The organism is Alishewanella aestuarii B11 (genome assembly GCF_000280055.1).
Lineage (GTDB): Bacteria > Pseudomonadota > Gammaproteobacteria > Enterobacterales > Alteromonadaceae > Alishewanella > Alishewanella aestuarii.
In genome coordinates this window covers 111,272-131,864 of the sequence record NZ_ALAB01000024.1, presented here as the reverse complement: position 1 = coordinate 131,864, position 20,593 = coordinate 111,272, and the positions used below count along the sequence as shown (strand labels likewise).

Annotated in this window: 19 protein-coding genes; 9 read left to right on the top strand and 10 right to left on the bottom strand. The window is 53.6% G+C overall.

Annotated features, from left to right (window positions below; all coding sequences use genetic code 11):
• Positions 1-65 precede the first annotated feature (65 nt).
• The gene (gene ppsR, locus AEST_RS08615) at positions 66-875 is read left to right on the top strand and encodes a posphoenolpyruvate synthetase regulatory kinase/phosphorylase PpsR (protein ID WP_008608478.1); all 810 of its coding nucleotides are present in this window, start codon (positions 66-68) and stop codon (positions 873-875) included.
• Positions 876-939: 64 nt separating this feature from the next.
• Here the strand turns inward: ppsR and AEST_RS08610 are convergent, their stop codons facing one another.
• Both AEST_RS08610 and AEST_RS08605 read right to left on the bottom strand, forming a co-directional pair.
• A complete protein-coding gene (locus AEST_RS08610) occupies positions 940-2,289 on the bottom strand; it encodes a class II 3-deoxy-7-phosphoheptulonate synthase (RefSeq protein WP_008608477.1) in 1,350 nt (449 codons plus the stop codon).
• A 99-nt stretch (positions 2,290-2,388) separates the two neighbouring features.
• The gene (locus tag AEST_RS08605; RefSeq protein WP_008608476.1) at positions 2,389-2,880 is read right to left on the bottom strand and encodes a low molecular weight protein-tyrosine-phosphatase; all 492 of its coding nucleotides are present in this window, start codon (positions 2,878-2,880) and stop codon (positions 2,389-2,391) included.
• Positions 2,881-2,948: 68 nt separating this feature from the next.
• Between AEST_RS08605 and AEST_RS08600 the strand changes: the two genes are divergently transcribed.
• Genes AEST_RS08600 through AEST_RS08585 form a run of 4 tightly spaced genes read left to right on the top strand, consistent with a single transcriptional unit; the run spans position 2,949 to position 7,452 of the window.
• Positions 2,949-3,584 carry a response regulator transcription factor gene (locus AEST_RS08600; RefSeq protein WP_008608475.1) on the top strand — a complete coding sequence of 212 codons (636 nt, stop codon included), beginning with the start codon at positions 2,949-2,951 and terminating at the stop codon, positions 3,582-3,584.
• A gap of 49 nt (positions 3,585-3,633) precedes the next feature.
• Positions 3,634-4,542 carry an AAA family ATPase gene (locus AEST_RS08595; protein WP_008608474.1) on the top strand — a complete coding sequence of 303 codons (909 nt, stop codon included), beginning with the start codon at positions 3,634-3,636 and terminating at the stop codon, positions 4,540-4,542.
• Between the two features lie 16 nt (positions 4,543-4,558).
• Complete coding sequence (locus AEST_RS08590) at positions 4,559-5,494, top strand: DUF58 domain-containing protein (protein ID WP_008608473.1); 936 nt, start codon at positions 4,559-4,561, stop codon at positions 5,492-5,494.
• Positions 5,488-7,452 (top strand): transglutaminase TgpA family protein, encoded by a 1,965-nt coding sequence (locus AEST_RS08585; RefSeq protein ID WP_008608471.1) that lies wholly within the window; start codon positions 5,488-5,490, stop codon positions 7,450-7,452. The genes AEST_RS08590 and AEST_RS08585 overlap by 7 nt, the downstream gene beginning before the upstream one ends.
• An 18-nt stretch (positions 7,453-7,470) precedes the next feature.
• Here AEST_RS08585 and AEST_RS08580 read toward each other — a convergent pair whose 3' ends face one another.
• The 3 genes from AEST_RS08580 to AEST_RS08570 all read right to left on the bottom strand — a co-directional run bounded on the left by AEST_RS08580 (position 7,471) and on the right by AEST_RS08570 (position 12,346).
• A complete protein-coding gene (locus AEST_RS08580) occupies positions 7,471-7,713 on the bottom strand; it encodes a TIGR02647 family protein (protein ID WP_008608470.1) in 243 nt (80 codons plus the stop codon).
• Between the two features lie 62 nt (positions 7,714-7,775).
• Positions 7,776-11,060 carry a S41 family peptidase gene (locus AEST_RS08575; RefSeq protein ID WP_008608468.1) on the bottom strand — a complete coding sequence of 1,095 codons (3,285 nt, stop codon included), beginning with the start codon at positions 11,058-11,060 and terminating at the stop codon, positions 7,776-7,778.
• A gap of 155 nt (positions 11,061-11,215) precedes the next feature.
• Positions 11,216-12,346: a pyridoxal-phosphate-dependent aminotransferase family protein gene (locus AEST_RS08570; RefSeq protein WP_039925337.1), complete on the bottom strand. Its 1,131-nt coding sequence runs from the start codon at positions 12,344-12,346 to the stop codon at positions 11,216-11,218.
• Positions 12,347-12,550: 204 nt separating this feature from the next.
• On the opposite strand from AEST_RS08570, the gene AEST_RS08565 reads away from it, so the two are divergent.
• The gene (locus AEST_RS08565) at positions 12,551-12,889 is read left to right on the top strand and encodes a zinc ribbon domain-containing protein YjdM (protein ID WP_008608465.1); all 339 of its coding nucleotides are present in this window, start codon (positions 12,551-12,553) and stop codon (positions 12,887-12,889) included.
• A gap of 84 nt (positions 12,890-12,973) precedes the next feature.
• On the opposite strand, the gene htpX is transcribed toward AEST_RS08565, so the two are convergent.
• The 5 genes from htpX to bioB all read right to left on the bottom strand — a co-directional run bounded on the left by htpX (position 12,974) and on the right by bioB (position 17,733).
• Entirely contained in the window at positions 12,974-13,834 is an 861-nt protein-coding gene (gene htpX / locus AEST_RS08560; RefSeq protein ID WP_008608463.1) for a protease HtpX, read from the bottom strand.
• A gap of 137 nt (positions 13,835-13,971) precedes the next feature.
• Positions 13,972-14,667 (bottom strand): dethiobiotin synthase, encoded by a 696-nt coding sequence (bioD, locus tag AEST_RS08555; RefSeq protein WP_138984180.1) that lies wholly within the window; start codon positions 14,665-14,667, stop codon positions 13,972-13,974.
• Complete coding sequence (locus tag AEST_RS08550) at positions 14,667-15,467, bottom strand: methyltransferase domain-containing protein (protein WP_008608461.1); 801 nt, start codon at positions 15,465-15,467, stop codon at positions 14,667-14,669. Before AEST_RS08550 ends, bioD begins: the two co-directional genes overlap by 1 nt.
• Positions 15,467-16,672 (bottom strand): aminotransferase class I/II-fold pyridoxal phosphate-dependent enzyme, encoded by a 1,206-nt coding sequence (locus tag AEST_RS08545; RefSeq protein WP_008608460.1) that lies wholly within the window; start codon positions 16,670-16,672, stop codon positions 15,467-15,469. Before AEST_RS08545 ends, AEST_RS08550 begins: the two co-directional genes overlap by 1 nt.
• 5 nt (positions 16,673-16,677) lie before the next feature.
• Positions 16,678-17,733 carry a biotin synthase BioB gene (gene bioB, locus AEST_RS08540; RefSeq protein ID WP_008608458.1) on the bottom strand — a complete coding sequence of 352 codons (1,056 nt, stop codon included), beginning with the start codon at positions 17,731-17,733 and terminating at the stop codon, positions 16,678-16,680.
• A gap of 117 nt (positions 17,734-17,850) precedes the next feature.
• On the opposite strand from bioB, the gene bioA reads away from it, so the two are divergent.
• From bioA to AEST_RS08525, 3 genes are read left to right on the top strand one after another with little or no spacing between them, the layout of a single operon-like run.
• Entirely contained in the window at positions 17,851-19,125 is a 1,275-nt protein-coding gene (gene bioA / locus AEST_RS08535) for an adenosylmethionine--8-amino-7-oxononanoate transaminase (protein WP_008608457.1), read from the top strand.
• Between the two features lie 58 nt (positions 19,126-19,183).
• A complete protein-coding gene (locus tag AEST_RS08530; RefSeq protein ID WP_008608454.1) occupies positions 19,184-20,047 on the top strand; it encodes an MBL fold metallo-hydrolase in 864 nt (287 codons plus the stop codon).
• A complete protein-coding gene (locus tag AEST_RS08525; protein WP_008608453.1) occupies positions 20,047-20,547 on the top strand; it encodes a hypothetical protein in 501 nt (166 codons plus the stop codon). Before AEST_RS08530 ends, AEST_RS08525 begins: the two co-directional genes overlap by 1 nt.
• Positions 20,548-20,593: the final 46 nt, after the last annotated feature.

Here is a 20,593-nt window from a genome sequence, read left to right as displayed (position 1 = left end):
ACTTTGGCTGCAAGTAAGAAAACCTTTAATTTTCATGTAGTTTTTTTACAAGAAATGGAGCTGACGTGCGCACTGCTTTTTATATTTCCGATGGTACTGCCATTACCGCAGAAGTCTTTGGCCATGCATTATTGACGATGTTTCCCGCGCAATTTGAGCACGTTACCATACCCTTTGTCGAAACGCTCGCCATGGCACAGCAGGTGGTGCAACGCATTAATGACTGTTATAAAACTACAGGTTTAAAGCCGCTGGTGTTTCATACCTTCGTTGACGAGCAACTCAGGCTACAGATCAGCCAAAGTAACGGCATCTGTTATGACTTTTTAAATGCCTTTGTCGCGCCGCTGCAACAGGAGCTGCAACTGGCACCGGTGCCGAAAACCCACCGCACCCACAGCATGCATGAGAAAACCTACGATTTTCGGATTGACGCGGTCAATTTTGCGCTGGCCAATGACGATGGCGCCAACATGAAGAGTTTTAGCCAGGCCGATATTATTCTGATTGGCGTCAGCCGCTCCGGCAAAACCCCGACCAGTCTCTATCTGGCGCTGCAATACGGCATCAAAGCGGCGAACTACCCCTTTGTCGAAGAAGATATGGAGGCTCTGCGGTTACCGCCGGAGCTAAAACAACATAAAGCTAAACTCTTTGGCCTGACCATCAGTCCGGAACGCTTAAGCCAAATTCGCGAACAGCGCCGGCCCAACAGCCGTTATGCCTCGGTGCGCCAGTGCACATTGGAGCTAAAAGAGGTGGAACGCTTATATCAGCGCGAGCAGATCCCGTTTTTAAACTCAACCCAGTTATCGATAGAAGAGATTTCGGCGAAAATTATCGCTATGACTGGCTTGAAGCGGCAGAAGTATTAGTACGCTTGGGGTAGCAGCAGGACAGAGAAAAAGCCCTGACCAAAGAAACAGTCAGGGCTTAAGCTTATTTACGGGCGGCGCTTAACGTATCAGCAATTAAAAACGCCAGTTCCAGTACCTGATCAGCATTTAAGCGCGGATCGCACTGGGTGAAGTAACGGCTGGATAAGTCGCTTTCACTCAGACCATAGGCGCCACCGGTACATTCAGTGACATGCTCACCGGTCATCTCCAGGTGAATACCGCCGGCATGGGTACCCTCAGCCTTATGTACGGCAAAGAAATTGCGAATTTCCCGCAAAATGGCTTCAAAATCCCGTGTTTTATAATCATTGCTGGCTTTCACGGTATTACCGTGCATCGGATCTGAGCTCCAGACCACTTTACGGCCTTCCTGCTTCACGCGGCGAACCAGTGCCGGCAGTTTATCTGCCAGTTTATCGGCGCCCATCCGGGTGATCAGGGTCAAACGGCCCGCGGTGTTATCCGGATTTAGCGCATCAATCAGACGAATTAAATCATCTTCCTGCATGCCTGGCCCTACTTTCACTCCGACCGGGTTATGAATGCCGCGGAAGAACTCAAGATGCGCATGATCCAGTTGCCGGGTACGCTCACCAATCCACACCATATGCGCCGAACAGTCATACCATTTGCCGGTTAAGGTATCCCGCCGGGTCAAGGCTTCTTCGTAATTCAGCAACAGGGCTTCATGCGAGGTAAACAGCTGGGTTTCGCGGATCGACGGCGAGTTTTGCGCCGTGATCCCACAAATCTCCATAAAGCGCAGCGCTTCTTGAATGCGGTTTGCCACACTCATATAACGCTCTTTTAGCGGGTTGCTTTCAACAAAGCCCATATTCCAGCGCGCGACCTGGTGCAAATCGGCAAGACCACCCTGCGCAAAGGCACGCAGTAAATTTAGCGTTGCCGCAGAGTGATGATAAGCGGTGATCAACCGTGCCGGATCCGGCTCCCGCGCTTCCGCGGTAAACTCGAAGCTATTGACGATATCACCGCGATAGCTCGGCAAACTTACGCCGTTAATGGTTTCCAGATCGCTGGAGCGTGGCTTGGCATACTGCCCGGCCATCCGTGCCACCTTCACCACCGGTAAACCACCGGCAAAGGTCAGCACTACCGCCATCTGCATTAATACTTTAAAGGTATCGCGGATCTTCGGCGCATTAAAATCGTTAAAACTTTCAGCGCAATCACCACCCTGTAGTAAAAACCCATTCCCCTCGGCCACCTGGCCGAGCTGACTAAACAAATCCCGGGTTTCCTGAGCAAAAACCAAAGGTGGGTATTTGTGCAGTTGTTGTTCTGTTTGGGTTAACAGTTGCTGATCCCGATACTGCGGTTGCTGCTGGATCGGCAGGTTGCGCCAGCTATGTGGCGTCCAGGTGGTCACGATGCTATTCCTGTAAGTTAGTTACACACCCGCTAAACTTATAGACTTCTGGACGTAAATTCAATCCTGAGCTGACACTTTTTCGCAGCAAAGTGCCTGCTATCGCGCTGATTGACCCTCTGGCTCAGCTAAGGCCGGCAATTGTTGCAGCAGCTGCTGACAGCTTTCTTCCAATAACCTTAACACCAGCTCGAAGCCTTTACTGCCGCCATAATAAGGATCAGGTACTTCCTGATAGCGCGGATATTCAGGATGAAAGCTCAGCATTAAGCGCAGTTTATGCTGATAGGGCTCTGGGCAACGGCTCGCTAATTCCCGCAGGTTTTGCTTATCCATCGCCAGAATCAAATCGTAATAGGCAAAGTCAGCATCCATTACTGGTCTGGAGCGCAGCGCTGAAAAATCATAGCCGGCCGCCGAACCAACCCGTACCGAGCGCGGATCGGGTGGCTCCCCCTTATGGCTGGCGCTGGTACCGGCAGACTCGACTTCTAACTCCAGCCCCCGCTGCACCGCTAACTGTCGCAGCACAGCATGTGCCGTTGGTGAGCGGCAAATGTTACCTAAACAAACAAAAAGTATTCTCTTCATGCGTCTTTGCTTTTCAAATTGTGGTCTGACGTTATATAGTTAGAGTATTCGCGATAAGGGTAGCTGTTATGGAAAGGTTTTCACGCCTGATATTACTCACTGATGAAACTGAACAACTTAGTACGTGTCGTCATGCCCGTGCCGTTGGCATTGATGTCGAGCAAACCACCCTCGCCGCTTTCACAGCGCAGCGCCAGTATAAAGGTATTCTGGCCGGATACCAATTCAGCAGTGAAACCTCGGTCAAGAAAGGATTTTCCGCTAAATTACTCAGTGTCAGCCGGCAGGTGCCCTTGTTTTTATTTCAGGCCGAGCGCCAGTTGATTGATCCAAACCGCGCTTTATTTGCAGGCTTACGCGGCGTGATCTACAACGATGAAAAACCCGACATTATCAAAATTGCCTTGCAAACCCTGATGTCTGGTCAGCTTTATTACGGCCGCAAGGTGATGTCTGATGCGCTGGATGCGTTGTTCCAGTTGCGTGAACAGTCGAATAAACGGATTAAACTGCCGTCGTTACTCACCGATCAGGAGCAACGCATTAGTATGCTGATCGCCGAAGGCGCCCGGAATAAAGAAATTGCCGAACAGCTCCAAATCAGTGCCAATACCGTAAAGGTCCATGTATCTGCCATCTTTAAAAAAACCCATAGCCGGAATCGGACTGAACTGGTACGGTGGCTACAGGAAGCATCAACCTAAGGGTTCAGGAGTAACAGCCCTGACCATAGCAATTTTTTAAGGAGTCAGGGTGTTAGCCGAGCTACATCATATCGAACAACAACTGAATCAGGTCATTCTGGGTAAAAGCCTGCAGATCCGTCTGGCGTTAACTTCAGTACTGGCGCAAGGCCACCTGCTACTGGAGGATTTACCCGGCATGGGCAAAACCACGCTGGCGCATGCCTTGGCCAATGCGCTCGGCTTAAGCTACAAGCGGGTGCAATTTACCAACGACCTGCTGCCCGCTGATCTGTTGGGAATGAATATTTATGATGCCCGGTCAGCGCAATTTTATTTTCAACCAGGCCCGGTGTTTAGTCAGGTATTGCTGGCTGATGAAATTAACCGCGCCAGCCCAAAAACCCAGAGCGCCCTGCTCGAAGCCATGGAAGAGCGTCAGGTCTCCATTGACGGCGATAGCAGGCCTCTGCCAGAGCCGTTCTTTGTAATAGCCACCCAGAATCCGCATTTTCACTCCGGTACTAATGCCTTGCCGGAGTCGCAGCTGGACCGGTTTTTATTCCGCTTATCGCTGGGGTTTCCTGATGCGGCCGCAGAAAAGCAGCTTCTCCGTGACGACAGCAAGGGTTCTCGCCTGAGCTTTATCAGCCGCGCGCTGTTGCCGGAGCAACTGATCGCGATGCAGCAACAGTTACAACAGGTGAAGCTCAGTGAGCCGTTGCTGGACTATCTGCTGGCGTTGATCCGGGCCAGTCGCGGCCAAAGCGGTATGCTGCCATTATCGCCACGCGCCGGCAAAGGCCTGGTACGGGCGGTAAAGGCTCTGGCCTTTTTACAAGGTCGGGATTATGCCACCGCCGAAGATGTACAAAACGTCTTTCCGTACTTAGCCGAGCACCGCTTAAACCCACAAAGCGTGGCAGGTCTGTCGCCACTTAGCCAGCAGCTGCTGGAACAAACACCCTGCCCGGTTTAAGCTGGCCTTGTTATTTATGCTAAAGCGGCTGTTGCAGCAAAAGTTTCAGGCTTATCTGGCGCGTAGCCAACCGGCGCAACCCAGCGTCTGCCTGACGCAAAAGCGGATCTATATTTTACCAAGCCGCCTTGGGCTATGGTTTGCACTGTTGGTGCTGATTCTGTATTTACTGGGCACCAATTATCAGAATAATCTGATCCTGCTAAGCAGCTTTATGCTGCTGAGTTTATTGTTGCTGACGATGTTACTGGCGTTTTATAACCTGTACCGGCTTAAACTTAGCGTGGTTGCCGATGCCGAAACCTTCGCTAATCAGCCTGCGGCCTTACCGCTACAGCTTAACAGCGCAAATTGTCAGATGCTGCAACTGGGTTTACAGGGGCAACGGCTGCAACAATTGGTGCCAGTCATTTCCGGTCAATTGGCGTTCGCATTGCAGTTACCGCTGCTTAGCCGCGGCTGTTATGAATTACCACGGCTTAAACTCAGTAGCCAGTTCCCGTTCGGACTGTTCAATTGCTGGAGTTATCCGGCGCTCAGTGCGCAGCTTTGGGTCTATCCGGCAGCGCTGGCGCCGACCGGCCAGCAAAACCTCGACGAGGATCCGGATAATCAGGGGCAGACGCAACCGCTGGAAGGCAGCGAATGGTTAAAACCGTATCAGGCGGGTGACCAACCCCGGCGCATACTGTGGAAAAAACTGGCGACCAACCCGCAACAGCCAATAGTCCGCCAGCAACAGGACGGCAATACCGTAAATGAGCAGTGGGTTAAGGTGCCTAATGCCAGTGGCGCGGCGCTGGAGCTGGCTCTGCAGCACGCCTGTTACCGTTTACAACAGCTGGAAGGTGCCGGTTCACGTTATGGTTTATTGTTACCGGGCAAAACCTTGGCCCTGGGCCAGGGCACGCAACATTTGCAACGCTGCTTACAGGAGTTGGCGTTATGTTAGCCCAGGAGCTGCAACTTAGCCGGCGCTGGCAGCAGCTGGCTGTGGCGCTGCAATTTAGTATCTTGCTGCTGTTTCAGGATGCCTTTACTGCCTGGAGCAGCGCTTTATTCCTGTTATTATTTGGCTGGTTGCTGCTGCGGCTCATTCAGCAGGCTGAACCCCTAAGTCCACGCCAGATCAACTGGCTGCTCGCACCGCTGTTACTGCTGCTATTCTGGCAGGCGCGCAGTATCGGTGCGATGAATCTGATGTTTCATATTCTGCTGCTCTCTGCGGTAGGACGCAGCTTTAGCCTGAAATTACGCCGTGATGCGATACAACTGCTGTGGGTGCAGTATTTTGCGCTCAGTTGCGGTTTTATTTTTTATCAGCAAATGCTAATGGCACTGCTAATTTTTGGTTTGTTAGCACTGAACTTAACGCTGCATTTTCAGTTATTTGCCCCGAACAGTAGTCAACTTAAACTTAAGCCGTTATTAAAAACCGTGGCACTGGCGTTGCCGATCTGGCTCGGGCTTTTCCTGTTGTTCCCGCGCTTACCGCCGCTGTGGCAAATGCCGAATCAGCAACAAGCCAGTACCGGCCTTGGCAGTGAACTGGATCCCGGCAGTATTGAACGGCTGGTACAAAATGATGCCCTGGCTTTTCGGGTCAGTTTTAACGGGCCGCCGCCAGCCCGCGAACTTTGGTACTGGCGTGCTAAAGTCTATGAACACTTTGATGGCCGCCGCTGGCAGGAGCATAGCCGTTTTGACCGGCGACAGCAGCAGCTCACGGCGTTGGCCACCCCGGCAAGCAGTAATAGCCAAAACCGGCTCGACTATCAGGTACTGGCAGAGAGCAGTTTTCAGCGCGATGTGTTTAGCCTCGGCCTGCCGTTGAGCTGGAGCGAAAACCTGCAGCCGCGTCCGGCAGCGCTATTGCAAAGTACGCAACTGATCAGTCAGCGTCTTAGTTATCAGGTCAGCAGCCTGTTAAGCCCGTTACCACTGGTGGCAAACGCTGAGCGGCAGCTTAACTTGCAACAAGCCGGCAACAGTAATCCTCGCAGCCAGCAATTGGCCATGCAGCTGCAACAACAATATGGTAGTGATGGCCATCAGCTGAGTGCGGCCCTGGCCACGCTATTTCGTGAACAAGCCTTTTACTACACGCTGGAGCCCCCAATGCTAGGGGCCGATGCCATTGATCAGTTTCTGTTTCAAACCCGCAGCGGTTTTTGTAGCCACTATGCCTCAGCCAGCGCGATGTTACTTAGAGCTGCCGGCGTACCGGCACGGGTGGTTGGCGGCTATCAGGGCGGCGACTGGCAAGCTAGTCAGCAGTATTTAATTGTGCGCCAGCGTGACGCCCATGCCTGGGTTGAGTATTTGCAGGATGGCTACTGGCATTTGTTTGACCCCACTGCGGCCATTGCACCTGAGCGGATTTTACAGGGGCTGGCGCAGGCGCTAAGTGAACCGGAGCGCACGTTACTCAGTGGCTGGCAACCAGGTTGGCTGCAACAACTGGCATTACAGTGGTCACATCTGGATTATCTGTGGGCGGTGTGGGTGTTAGGCTTTGATCAAAACCAGCAATCGGTGCTGTGGCAGCAACTCGCCGCGTTATTGCACTATTGGCCACTGCTTGTCGCTATCTCACTCGGAGTGCTGTCACTGCTGATGGCTTATACGCTGGTACGCTACCGCCAGCAGCGGCTGCGACAGCAACAGGCGCCGGACCACTGGCGACGTCAGGTATTGTCCGTGTTGCCGCCACCCGGGCAAAGTGCTGAACCACTGAGTCATTGGCTAAACCGGCTGGCAACAGCCAATCCGGGTCAGGCTGAGCTACTGCAGCAGCTGCGCCAGCACTATGAACAGCTGATCTTTGCCGGTAATCAGCAGGCGGCTTACCCGTTGCAGCAGCTTATCAAGCGTGAGCGTAAACAATTACGGGCGCTAAAGCGCCCGTAATATGCCGTACAACAGCACTTAACTCTGATGTGCACCCAAAATGCGCAAAGTGCTTTGCAATTGCTCCGCACAGTGGATTCCCAGATCAGTCAGATAGCCGCCGTCCGGTTGGCTGATCAAGCCTTTGGCATACAGGCGGCTAATAGCCGCCAACACTTCAGGTTGCGCGACCTTGTGCGCTTTGATCCCGGAATTGATGCTATCCAGATTAAACAACGCCAGCACCCGTAACTCTTCTATCAGCTCAGCACTAAATGGCATAGTCACTCCTTCTCTGCCTTTTTTATTCAAGATACGCCGGGGCAGCAAAAAAGCAAGCTTAATCAGCGTTTAATATCCTCAGCTATCGCCGGTGTCAGCGGTGCCGCCCGCAGCGGTTGTACCGGCTGGCGGCTTAACTGTGTGGTTAAATAGTTAAGTGCCGCCTGCAACTGGGCATCCTGGCCGTTAAAGCTGGCATAAGGCAAATTCACCACCTCAATATCCGGTTCTACGCCATAACCCTCGATGATATAGCGGCCATCCATGGCAAACTGTGGCGTTTCCGCTACCCGCGCCACACCGCGGTCGGCCAGTAAGTTACGGCCGGATAACCAGACACCGGCACCGGCGGTTCGCTGCCCAATCACCGGGCCCAGGCCCAGCGCCCGCACGCCGGCGGAGAAGGTTTCGCCATCAGAGTAAGTCAAGGGGTCAGCCAGCACCACTAAATGGCCGCGGAAGGCTTGCTGCATATTGGTATAGGGCGCGCCATGGGTTGGCTGCCAGAACGACCAGGCCCGGCGTAACAGCTTCTCAATAATCCAGCTGTCAATATTGCCGCCACGGTTGCGCCGCACATCGATAATCAGGCCCTCTTTCTGGAAATGGGCATAAAACTCACGGGCAAAATTGGCAATATCTGCCGGCCCCATCGCATTCAGATGCAAATAACCAAAACGCCCGGCTGATGCCTCAGTTACCTGCTGCAAATTGCGCTGCACCCAGTCCTGATAACGTAACATCGATTCCTGCGCCGCCGGCACAGGTTCGACAATACGCTTCAGTGCGGTATTACCGCGCTTTAGCTCCAGTAACACCTGGCGACCCGCCTGATTACGCAGTGCCGTGGTCAATTCCGCCAGATTGCTGATGCGCTGACCATTCACCGCGATAATCAGATCACCAGCCTGAATATTAACCCCTGGTCTTGCCAGCGGTGAGGCCTGAGCCGGCAGTTCCGGATCGGTCTGATAAATATGTGCGATCTGCACCCCGCCCGGCTGATTGTTTAAACGCGCACCCAGACTCGCCGCACCGGGCGCGGTGGGATCGTCACGATATTCCCCTCCGCGCACCTGCGAATGCAAGGCGTTTAGCTCGCCCATCATTTGCGATAACAGGTCGTCCAGTTCGTGCCGATCTGTAACGCGCTGCAAGAGCGGTAAATACTTGCTGCGGGTCGCTTGCCAATCCAGCCCCCGCATATTTTTGTCAAACAGAAAATCGCGGTGCATCAGCCAGGCGTCATTAAACATCTGCCGCCACTCGGTTTGTGGCACCACCGCGAGGCGCAGTGCTGCGGTATTTAACCGGGCCGTGCTCAGATCCGCCGGTAACTTATCGCTGGCCGGCACCAATAACAGCTCACCACTGTTATCCTGCGCCGCTTTTTGAATAAACAGGGTTTTGCCATCGGCACTTAACTGATAACGCGCCACGCCTTTGCTAACGCTGCTGGTTTTCACCGCACGCTGGGCAACATTAACGGTCAGTAATTCGGACGCCTGCTCGCCCTGCTCGCGGCTTAGCAGATAAAGCCGTTCATTATTCAAACTTAATTGCCGGTAATTGCCGGCGCTGACAGGCACCTGCCATAAACGGCTGGCTAGCCCTTGCCAATCGATACGCTGCGCGCGACTGCCCTGCATCGTCTCGGTGGCAGCCTTGTTATCGCAGTTAACCAGCTCTTGCGCCGGCGCAAAGGGGAAACAGGCCTCGGCTTTCAGGCTAAGGGCAAAGATTTCTGCTCTTTTATCAAACATCGGCCCCAGGTTACGGTCGCCCCAGGGGCTTGATGGCGTGGCGCGGAACTGACGATCAGAGAGAAAGTACAACCAGAGACCATCCGGGCTAAAGGCCGGGGCATAGGATTCATATTTATCGCTGGTCAGTACTTCGCTGCGCTGCTCCCCCAGACTGTACAGCACCACCTGACTGCGTGGTCGCTGCTGATGATTCAGCGTAAACGCCAGTAGCTGGCTATCTGCTGACCATATCACATCGGCGTAGGGTGAATGTCCCCAGCCTTGCTGATAAATTTTGCGATTACTGCCAGTTTGCAGATCGAGTAACCAGAGATCGCCGTTTTTATCATCGTGCGCCAGATAGCGGCCATCCGGTGACAGCTGTAAGCCCCAACGGAAGGTTGACCCGTCTTTGGTTAATTGCTCAGCACGGTTAGCACCATCGGCAGCAAAGCGCCAGATCTCGTTTTCGCCACTGGCATCGTTAATAGCGTACACCCAGTTACCATCATGACTCAGCAAGGCTTGCCGGGAGCGACTGCCTTCTGGTGTTGCGATCTGAACTGTGCGTCTGTTGTCCTGGCCGACCAGGATAATCTGGCTTCGTACCGTTAAGGCCGCTTGTTTGGTATTCGCATTAGCCGTGACGTCAGTGAGGTAACTCAGCGGCTTATCCAGCCAGCGCTCGCGTTGTTGCAGCCGATCCGACGCCAGTTGTAACGGCAGCGTCTGGCTTTGCCCCGTCTGCAGATCCAGCTGCACCAGATCGGCACCCAATTGATACACCGCCTTACCGCCACTGACCGATAAGCGGCCAATACGCCAGTCTTGCTGTTGCGTATGCTGTTGCAGATCCTGACCAGCTAAGGTGACCGACCAGATATTACTATTGCCATCGGCATCACTGACAAAGTAAACCCGACCATTAGCCACCTGTGGCTGGCTGATCGAGCCAGCATGTTCCGGCAATAAACGCTCGGCCTCTACGCTTGAGCCTAAAGTCCAGCGCCACAGCTCGCCCATGGCGCCGCCGCGGTAAACTTTGGCATTATCCCCGGTCAGATGCAGGCCAAAACGGGTAAAAAATAGCGTATTACTGCTCTCATCCAGCTGACCGTTATTGGCATCGGCCAGCGGCAGTATGGTACTGAGGCCGGTTTTTGGATCGAGTAAGGTCAATTGCCAGAAATTCGCCGGGCCACTGGCGTTATCGGTAGCATATAGCAACCGGCCATCGCTCAGGCTTTGTAACAAACGCACCCGGCTGTTTTCAAAGGTCAGGCGTTCGGCCGGGCCACCGCTCAGTGCCAGCTGATAAACCTCATCCGTCCCCTCGTAATTGGCGACAAAGTACAGCGTCTGACCATCAGCGGCGAGCAAGGGATCGCGCTCCAGTGCCGGATGGGTTGTCAGGCGCTGCGCCTGTTGCTGACCAAGGCTGCCCTTCCAGATATCACCTTCAGCGGTAAACACCAGTTGTTGTTGCTGCAAAGCCGGAAAACGATAGTAGCCTTCGCTTGCTGTGCTGGCCAATGCTGGGTTAAAGCAGCTAGCAAAACACAGAGAAAGTAGGGTTAGCGGGAAACGGCGGCCAATAGCCATGGTGAATACCTCATTGCTGTTATATTGTTATTCTAATAGCCAGAAACTAACAGAATGCCGCTACCACGGGTAGTCACAGCCGCTCAAATGACCGGAAAAAACGATAAAAAAAGCCAGCACTGAAACGCTGGCTTGTTGCTAACCATCAACCCGAACTAACGCAGAACTTCCCCCAGTGCCTGTAAACACAGCGCCACGTTCTCGCGCCGGGCGCCAAAGCCCATCAGGCCAATGCGCCAGGCTTTACCGGCCAGATCGCCAAGGCCGGCGCCAATCTCCAGGTTATAGTCGTTTAGCAAACGGCTACGCACAGCGGCGTCATCCACGCCGGCCGGGATATAAACGGCATTCAGCTGCGGTAACCGATAAGGCTCGGCCACCACAAAGTCGATCCCAAGCTGGTGTAACCCCTGCTTTAATTGCTGATGCATCGCCTGATGTCTGGCCCAGGCTTGCTCCAAGCCCTCTGCCGCCAGTAAGCGTAGCGACTCATGCAGCGCATACAGCGTATTAACCGGTGCCGTATGGTGATAAGCCCGTTTAGCACCGCCGCTCCAATAGGACATCACCAGGCTTTGATCAAGGAACCAGCTTTGCACCGGCGTCTTACGTGCTTTGATTTTTGCCACTGCAGCCGGCGAGAAAGACACCGGTGATAAACCCGGTACGCAAGACAAACATTTCTGACTGCCGGAATAAATGGCATCAATGCCCCAGTCATCTACGCGCAGCTCGACACCACCGAGTGAGGTGACGGCATCCACAATACTCAGACAATCATACTGCCTGGCCAACGCACAGAGCGTTTTGGCATCTGATCGCGCTCCGGTCGAGGTTTCCGCATGCACAAAGGCCAAAAAGCGCGCATCCGGGTGCTGTTTCAACGCATCTTCAACCCTAGCCGGATCGACCGGTTCGCCCCAGCTATGATCGACCGTCACGGCAATACCGCCGCAACGTTCGACATTCTGCCGCATCCGTTCGCCAAACACGCCGTTACGACAAACGATCACTTTCTCACCCGGCTCTACCAGGTTGACAAAACAGGCTTCCATCCCGGCTGAGCCCGGTGCGGAGATGGCCAGCGTCATCTCGTTGCGGGTTTGAAACGCATATTGCAGCAGTTGTTTCAGTTCATCCATCATGCCGACAAACAGCGGATCCAAATGGCCGACAGTAGGTTTACTTTGTGCTGCCAGCACGGTCGGATAGACATCAGAAGGCCCGGGGCCCATTAAAATACGCCGCGGTGGATTAAAAGCCGCGATAATAGGTGCGGGGATCAGCGCCAGGGTCATAAATAAGCTCTCCTTAACATAGCCTGCAGCGTGCAAGGCAAAAAAGCGAACTGGCAGCATAGCAAATTATCCGGCCAAAGACGGTGCAGGCGCGGCATTTAGCTGAATAACGAAGATAAAGCGGCGAAATAGCGGCACGACAGCCGTGCTGTTGTCGGCTATAATCGCCGGTTTCGTCAGTGGGAGTACCCTATGCAAACCCTACCCGCCTGTCCCAGTTGTCAGGCTGAATACACCTATCAGGATGGCGAGTTGCTGCTTTGCCCGGCCTGCGGCCATCAATGGTCTGCGACTGACAACGCAACCCCTGAGCAAGGACTGCAAATCCGCGATAGCGCCGGCAACCTGCTGCAGGACGGCGATACCGTTACCGTAATTAAAGATCTAAAAGTGAAGGGCTCTTCAGCAGTAGTGAAAATTGGCACTAAGGTGAAGAATATCCGGCTGGTGTCAGGCGATCATGATATCGACTGTAAAATTGATGGCTTTGGCGCCATGAGCCTGAAATCGGAGTTTGTACGTAAGGTTTAACTGGCGGTAACGCACCAGATAGCAGACACCCCGCTAGTGCGGGGTGCTGTCGGTTAAGGCTTAATTGCAGACTTAAGTTAAGGCTTAAAACTGCCGGCTGTTTTGCAACGCAGCAATGCGTTTTTCCAGCGGTGGATGGCTTAAGAACAGTTCTGATTTGGCTTTCTTACCGGAAATACCAAAGGCCATCATACTGCCTTCCAGGCGGCTTTCATGGTTATACTTTAACCGCTCCAGCGCTTTAATCATCTTACCGGCACCGGCTAAACGGGCGGCACCGGCATCAGCCCGGTATTCTCGCTGCCGCGAGAACCACATCACAATGATGCTGGCCAGAATACCAAATACCATTTCCAGTACGATAACGATGGCAAAATACGCCAGCTGGCCCATTTGCTGGTTGTTGTTACGAATCACACCGGCAATTAAACGCGCTAAGAAAATCACAAAGGTATTCACCACGCCCTGGATCAGCGTTAGCGTCACCATATCGCCATTGGCGATGTGAGACACCTCATGTGCCAACACCGCTTCGACTTCATCTTCGCTCATATTGCGCAGCAAACCGGTAGATACGGCGACCAGCGCATTATTACGGTTAGCCCCGGTAGCAAAGGCATTCATTTCTGGCGAGTCATAGACCGCCACTTCCGGCATACCAATGCCTGCCGCTTTCGCTTGCTTGGCCACGGTATTCATCAGCCAGTGCTCAGTAGCATTACGCGGCTGAGTGATCACCACAGCGCCGGTAGAGCGCTTAGCCATCCACTTAGACATCAGTAACGAGATAAAGGAGCCACCAAAGCCAAAAATCGCGGCAAACACCAGTAAGCCGCCGATACTGCTATGGTCTATTCCCAGAAAGCTGAACACGATATTTAATACAATGCTCAGAACTAAAATCACCGCTAAGTTAGTTGCCAGAAATAACAACACCCGTTTCATCGATACACCCTCTTAAGATTTACTGCACCTGTATATATGGGCATAGACCATGAATTCAATTTCTGGTTGCCGTTTTACGGCAAAAAATATGAAAAGTCAGGTAAAACGTGTAAGTAAATATAAGCACTCACAACGGCCTAAGTCAGATGTTGTTCTAAGGCTGCCGCTAACTGAAGCGCGATTTCCGGCTTAGCGACAGCGGCATAAGGCACAGTAGCCAGCAAGGGCGCCTGAATACGCTGCGTTAAGTCCGCAATATTTTGTGCCAGATACAGCATATCCGGGCTGATAATATTGGCGACCCAACCAAGGATCCTGGCACCACTGCGCTCTAATTCCCGCACCGTGAGCATGGCATGATTTAAACAGCCCAGCTTAATGCCTACCACTAACACCACCGGCAATTGCTGTTCCAGCACCCAATCCGCCAGATAACGCTTATCCGATAAAGGTAATAACCAACCACCGGCGCCCTCGATTAAAATGCGCGGCGCCTGAGTTTGCTGTAACTGCTGCAAATGTGCAGTCAGTTGTGGCTCATTCAGCCTGATACCAGCGGCGGCCGCCACCAGATGCGGTGCGGCTGGTTCGGCTAAACACACCGGATTATGCTGCACATAAGGCAACGCGATACCAGAATGCTGCTGCAACAGTAACGCGTCACTATTTTGCAGGCTGCCATCCGCCGCCTGCTCTGCACCCGCTGCCAGCGGTTTCGCGCCCAGCGCAGTAATGCCCAAAGCGGCATAGCCTTGTAACAACAAGGCACTGACATAGGTCTTACCGGCATCGGTATCAGTGCCGGTAACAAAAAAACAGTGTTGGTTCATCATTAATCCCTGCATGGCTTGCTAAGCTGTAACACCGCAACCTGATAGCTGGCCGTTAAACCTGAAGCACTGGCATTCGGATAGGCCGCCGCAACCTGTTGCCAGTAACCCTTGCCGGTTAACCCCTGCCGCCCACGATTGGCAATATAACTGGCGCCCAATTGTTTTAACTCTTTTGCCAGCGCAAAGATATCCGGGTAGCTAAGGTCAAGCTGATAGCTATGCACTTGCCAGCTTGCGCCTGAGGCCTCTGCGGCGGTGCTGAGTGCATTGAGGGGTAAAAAATGTTGCACATGCTGGTGCTGATCCACCGCAGCAAAGGCGGTCTGCAACTCGCTAAGGGTGCCGGCAACTAAGGTCGTGACCACAGCCCGCCCCCCTGGCGTCAGTACCCGGCTAATTTCGTGCAGTACCTGGGCTGGCTCAGGGCACCACTGCAGCATTAAACTGGAAAATACGGTATTGATACTGGCATCAGCCAGTGGGATCGCCGCCGCATCGGCTAACAGATAATGCGCCGCCTGCCCCTGTGCCTTGGCCGCAGCCAGCATGCCGGGACTAAAATCCAGCGCAGTCAGCGTTTCGGTATGTGGTGCTAACTCCGGATGCAGCCAACCCGGGCCGCAGCCCAAATCGAGCGTGTTGCCCAGTGTTGTGCCTGTAAGCGAACCGGCAGCCGTTAAACCGGCCAACGCCTGATAGGCGACCTGGCGCTGTAAGCGGGCCGCGTGCTGATAACTGGCCGCGGCTTTACCAAAACAGGCGGCGATGGCGCCCTGAGAAGCTTGTATTACAGCCTGCATTAAAAGTACTGCCTTAAGGTATTGATTAAAAACCGGATATCGTCCGGCTGATGACTGGCGCTCAGCGTTATGCGTAACCTGGCGCTATTAGGTGGTACCGTCGGTGGCCGGATCGCGGTTAGCCAAATCCCCTGTTGTTGCAAGGCCTGGCTCAGTGCCAAAGCACGACTGGCTTCGCCTAATAGCAGCAGCTGAATGGCACTGTGCTGGCTGCGATCCAGCCAGCTTGTCGTCGCCTCTTCTGCATGCAGCAGCGGTAAACCGGCCTCTGCTGCCAGTTGTCGGAACAAGCGGATATTGTCCTGTAGCAGGTCACGTCGCCACTGCTCAGTGCGAACTAAGCGGATGGCACAGTGCACCGCCGCGCAAAGTGCCGGTGGCAGCGCTGTGCTGTAAATATAATGTTTGGCAAACTGTTCCAGATACTCGATAACGGTGCTGTTCGCTGCCAGAAAAGCACCGCTGGCGCCCAGGGCTTTGCCAAAATTGGCCATGGTGCAGAACAGCTCGCTGTTTGCCACCCCCTGAGCCGCCGCGGTACCTCGCCCCTCAGGCCCCAGTACGCCTATACCATGCGCATCATCCAGTAGCAGCGCGGCCTGATGCTGCTGACACAGCTTCAGCATAGCCGGCAAATCCGGACTATCACCATCCATACTAAAGACACCTTCAGTCACCACCAACTGATGTCTGGCGCTGACGGTTTTTTGTAACAGCTTTTCTAAGGAAGCCAACTTATTATGCGCAAAACGCCGCAGTGGCTGCTTGGCCTGCGAAGGATGCTGCTGCGCAGCGCTAATCAGGGAGGCATGGCAGAGCTTATCGAGCAGCAGCTGATCATCGGCACTGGCCAGACACTCCAGCATACTTTGGTTAGCGGCAAAGCCCGAGCTAAACAGCAAGACCCGCTCGACACCAAGCCAATCACAAAGCTCGGTACTTAACGCCTGATGCGCGGCATGAAAACCCGTTACCAGCGGTGAGCCGGTACTGCCCACCCCATATTGGCTGACCGCATCACACAGCGCTTGCTGGACTTTGGGCTCGCTGGCCAACCCCAGATAGTCATTACCGGAAAAATTCAGATACTGCCGGCCATTGACATGCAATAACCGGCCAGAGACGGCGCCAAGTGCCCTGGTGCTACGCCTGAGCGCCTTAGCCTCGCGCTCGGCAAGTGCCTGTTGCATGGCGGCAAGCTGCATGGCGCTTAGCCTGCAGCATGATATAGCGGCGGATTTTGCTGCTCTTTAATGGCATCGGCCAGTGCCAGCGCATGGGCTTCATCCGACACATCCTGGCGCTTTTCCGGCACTATGCCGAGCTTGGCAAATAATTGCATATCCGCATCCGCCGCCGGGTTTTCGGTGGTCAGCAGTTTGTCACCGTAGAAAATGGAGTTGGCACCGGCGAAAAAGCATAGCGCCTGCATCTGTTCATTCATCCGGCTACGGCCAGCAGATAAGCGAACATGGCTTTGTGGCAACATAATACGGGCGACGGCAATGGTACGGATAAATTCAAAACCGTCCAGATCGGCGACATTCTCCAGTGGTGTGCCTTCTACCTTGACCAGCATATTAATTGGCACACTCTCCGGATGCAGCGGCAAATTAGCAATTTGCATCAGTAACGCCGAGCGGTCATTAGCACTTTCGCCCATACCGACAATGCCACCACAACAGACTTTCATGCCGGCATCGCGCACATGGCTCAGCGTATCCAGTCGATCCTGATAACTGCGGGTGGTAATAATTTCACCGTAAAACTCCGGCGAGGTATCCAGGTTATGGTTGTAGTAATCCAGACCCGCTGCGGCCAGTGAATGCGCCTGCTCCGGCTCCAGCTTACCCAGTGTCATACAGGTTTCCAGGCCCATGGCTTTTACGCCACGCACCATTTCAATTAAATACGGCATATCGCGCTGCTTAGGGTTACTCCAGGCAGCGCCCATACAAAAGCGACTGGCGCCCTTGTCTTTCGCGGCCGCGGCCTGGCGCAGCACCTTTTCTACCTCTAACAACCGCTCACGCTCAAGGCCGGTATTGTAATGGCCACTTTGCGGACAATATTTACAATCTTCGGCACAGGCACCGGTTTTAATCGACAGCAAGGTGCTAACCTGCACCTCATTGGCATTAAAATGCACCCGGTGCACCGACTGTGCCTGAAATAATAAATCATTAAAGGGTAAGGCGAACAGCGCATTAACCTCGGCTAAAGTCCAGTTATGGCGGGGAGTAACCTGAAAAGATGTGGCCTGCATGGGGATCCCTGTTATCAGCGTAGCAGCATTGAGCCGCAATGGTTTTTCCGCTAGTCTAGCGACCACCCCCGGCTTGTCAACGCAGACCAGCCATCAAAGTTTACTACTGATTATTTTATGAGCATAAATCTGGATTTTGATCGCCAGCATATCTGGCACCCCTATACGTCGATGTTAACGCCACTACCGGTTTATCCGATAGTGCGGGCCGATGGCTGCGAACTGGAGTTGGAAGATGGCCGCAAACTGATTGACGGCACCGCATCCTGGTGGTCAGCCGTGCATGGTTATAATCACCCACGGCTGAATCAGGCCGTTAGCAGCCAACTTAGCCAGATGGCGCATGTAATGTTTGGCGGCATTACCCATCAACCTGCCGTGGCACTCTGTCAGCAGCTGCTTAAGATGGTACCGGCCAATCTCAGCAAGGTTTTCCTGGCCGACAGCGGCTCTATTGCGGTAGAAGTGGCGCTGAAAATGGCACTGCAATACTGGCAAGGTGTGGGTCAAACCCAAAAGACCCGGCTGGTAAGTCTGCGCCAAGGCTACCATGGGGATACCTTCGCGGCGATGGCGGTCTGCGATCCGCATGACAGTATGCATAGTATGTTTAGCCAGTTACTGCCACAGCATGATTTCCTGCCGGCACCACAGAGTGCTTTTGCCGGCCTCTTTGACGATAACGATCTGACACCGCTACGTGACCTGCTGCGCCAGTCTGCCAATGACATCGCCGCCATCATTCTGGAGCCGATCGTTCAGGGCTATGGTGGTATGCGCTTTTATCATCCGGATTATTTACGCGGTGTACGCGAGCTCTGTGACCAGTATCAGGTGCTGCTGATTGCCGATGAAATTGCTACCGGCTTTGGCCGCAGCGGTAAGTTGTTTGCCTGTGAGCATGCCGCAATCAATCCGGATATCCTCTGTCTGGGCAAGGCGTTAAGTGGTGGCTATCTGACGCTGGCCGCCACGCTGTGTAGTGATGAAATTGCCCGCGGTATTAGTTTAAGTGCGGCCGGCGGGTTAATGCATGGCCCGACCTTTATGGCCAATCCGCTGGCCTGCGCAGTGGCACTGGAGAGTATCCGCATCATTGCCGAAGGACACTGGCAGCAGCAGGTGGCGGCGATTGAACAACAGCTTACCGTGGAGTTAGCCCCCTGTGCTAAGCTTGCGGCAGTCAAACAAGTGCGGGTACTGGGCGCCATTGGCGTGCTGGAAATGCAACAAAAAGTGGACGTGGCGAAATTACAGGCTCAGTTTGTCGAGCGCGGTGTCTGGATCCGGCCCTTTAATAACCTGATCTATATTATGCCGCCCTTTACCATTAGCAGTGCACAGCTAAGTCGTCTCTGTTGGTCGATGTACGAGGTTGCCTCGTCGTGCTAGAGTAAACTAAACAGCAAAACAGGCCGTAGTTTTTGTGCCTAAACTATTGGAGCCGATAATGAAATTAACTAAAACCCTTAGCCTTTTTACCGGCGCAGCCCTGCTACTTTGTAGTAGCGTGGCGTTGGCCAACCGCTTTGCCGATGTACAGGTTAGTGCTACCCCGCTAAAAGATAATGTCTATATGCTGACCGGCGCTGGCGGCAATATGGCTGCGGTAGCAGCACCTCAGGGCGTGCTGTTGATTGACAGCCAGTATGCCGAGCTGGCGGAGAAAATTCGCGCCAGCTTAAAAACGCTAAGCCCGGCTGAACTCACAACGTTGATTAATACCCATATGCATGGCGATCATGTTGGTGGCAATGCCGCCCTGGCCGCTCAGGCTGACATTATTGCTCATGCCAATGTTAAAACCCGGCTGGCCGGTAACGCCAATTTCGATCCGGCGGGCTTACCGAAAACCACCATTACAGAAAAAACCACCATTAATCATTTTGGCGTCGAGCTGGTGCTGGAGCCGATGCCGGCCAGCCATACCGACGGCGACTTGCTGATTTGGTTCCCGGCACAGAATATTGTGCATATGGGCGATCTGATGTTTCAGGGCCGCTTCCCATTCGTTGATACCAATAATGGCGGCAATGTGCAGCAATATATTGAAAACACCCGCTATGTGATTAGCAAAATTGATGAGCGAACGCAGGTGATTCCGGGCCATGGTGAGCTGACCAATAAAGCCGGCTTACAGCAGGAACTGGCTATGATGGAGCAAACGCTGGCGCTGGTGACTGCCGCCAAACAGCAAGGCGTCTCTGAAGCCGAGCTGATTGCCAAAGGTCTGGGTGACGAGTTCAAAGCCTGGCACTGGAACTTTATTACCGAAGAGCGCTGGATCAAAACCCTGTATCAGGCGGTACCCTGATGCTAAAACGCCTGAGCCTGCTTGGCGCACTGTTTTTCAGCGCCGCTATCTTGTCACAAACCCCGGGTGAGCCAGTGCAGTATCTGTTGTCGGAAATAAATGGCAGCAGCACGAACCAACTGGCGCTGACCGATGGCAGTCTCTGGCGTTTAACGGCACCGCGGGCTTTAGCCCGTGGTAGCGCTATTCTTATTAGCGGCCGTAACTTACGTACTGGCAACGTACAGGCATTAAGTGGCGGCTTTCAGTTTGATCTGAGTTATCAGGATGGTCAGCTGCCGGCGCAACAAGGTTATAAGCTGCAACTGATAGCCAGTCAGCAGGATGGCAAGCAACTGCTGCTGGAAAATAATATCCGGCTTTGGGTGCTGGATGCGGATCGACTCGAAAGCCGGCACTTTCGGGGTACCGCTGAGGTGATCCTAAGTGCCGATGGTCAACAGCTTATCTATTTACCTAATTTGAAAAAGGTGCAGGTCCGTCAGGTCGCCACGCCCTAGTACGCAACTTTCTTCCGGCGAGCCAACTCTTTTCTGCTGGCGCAAT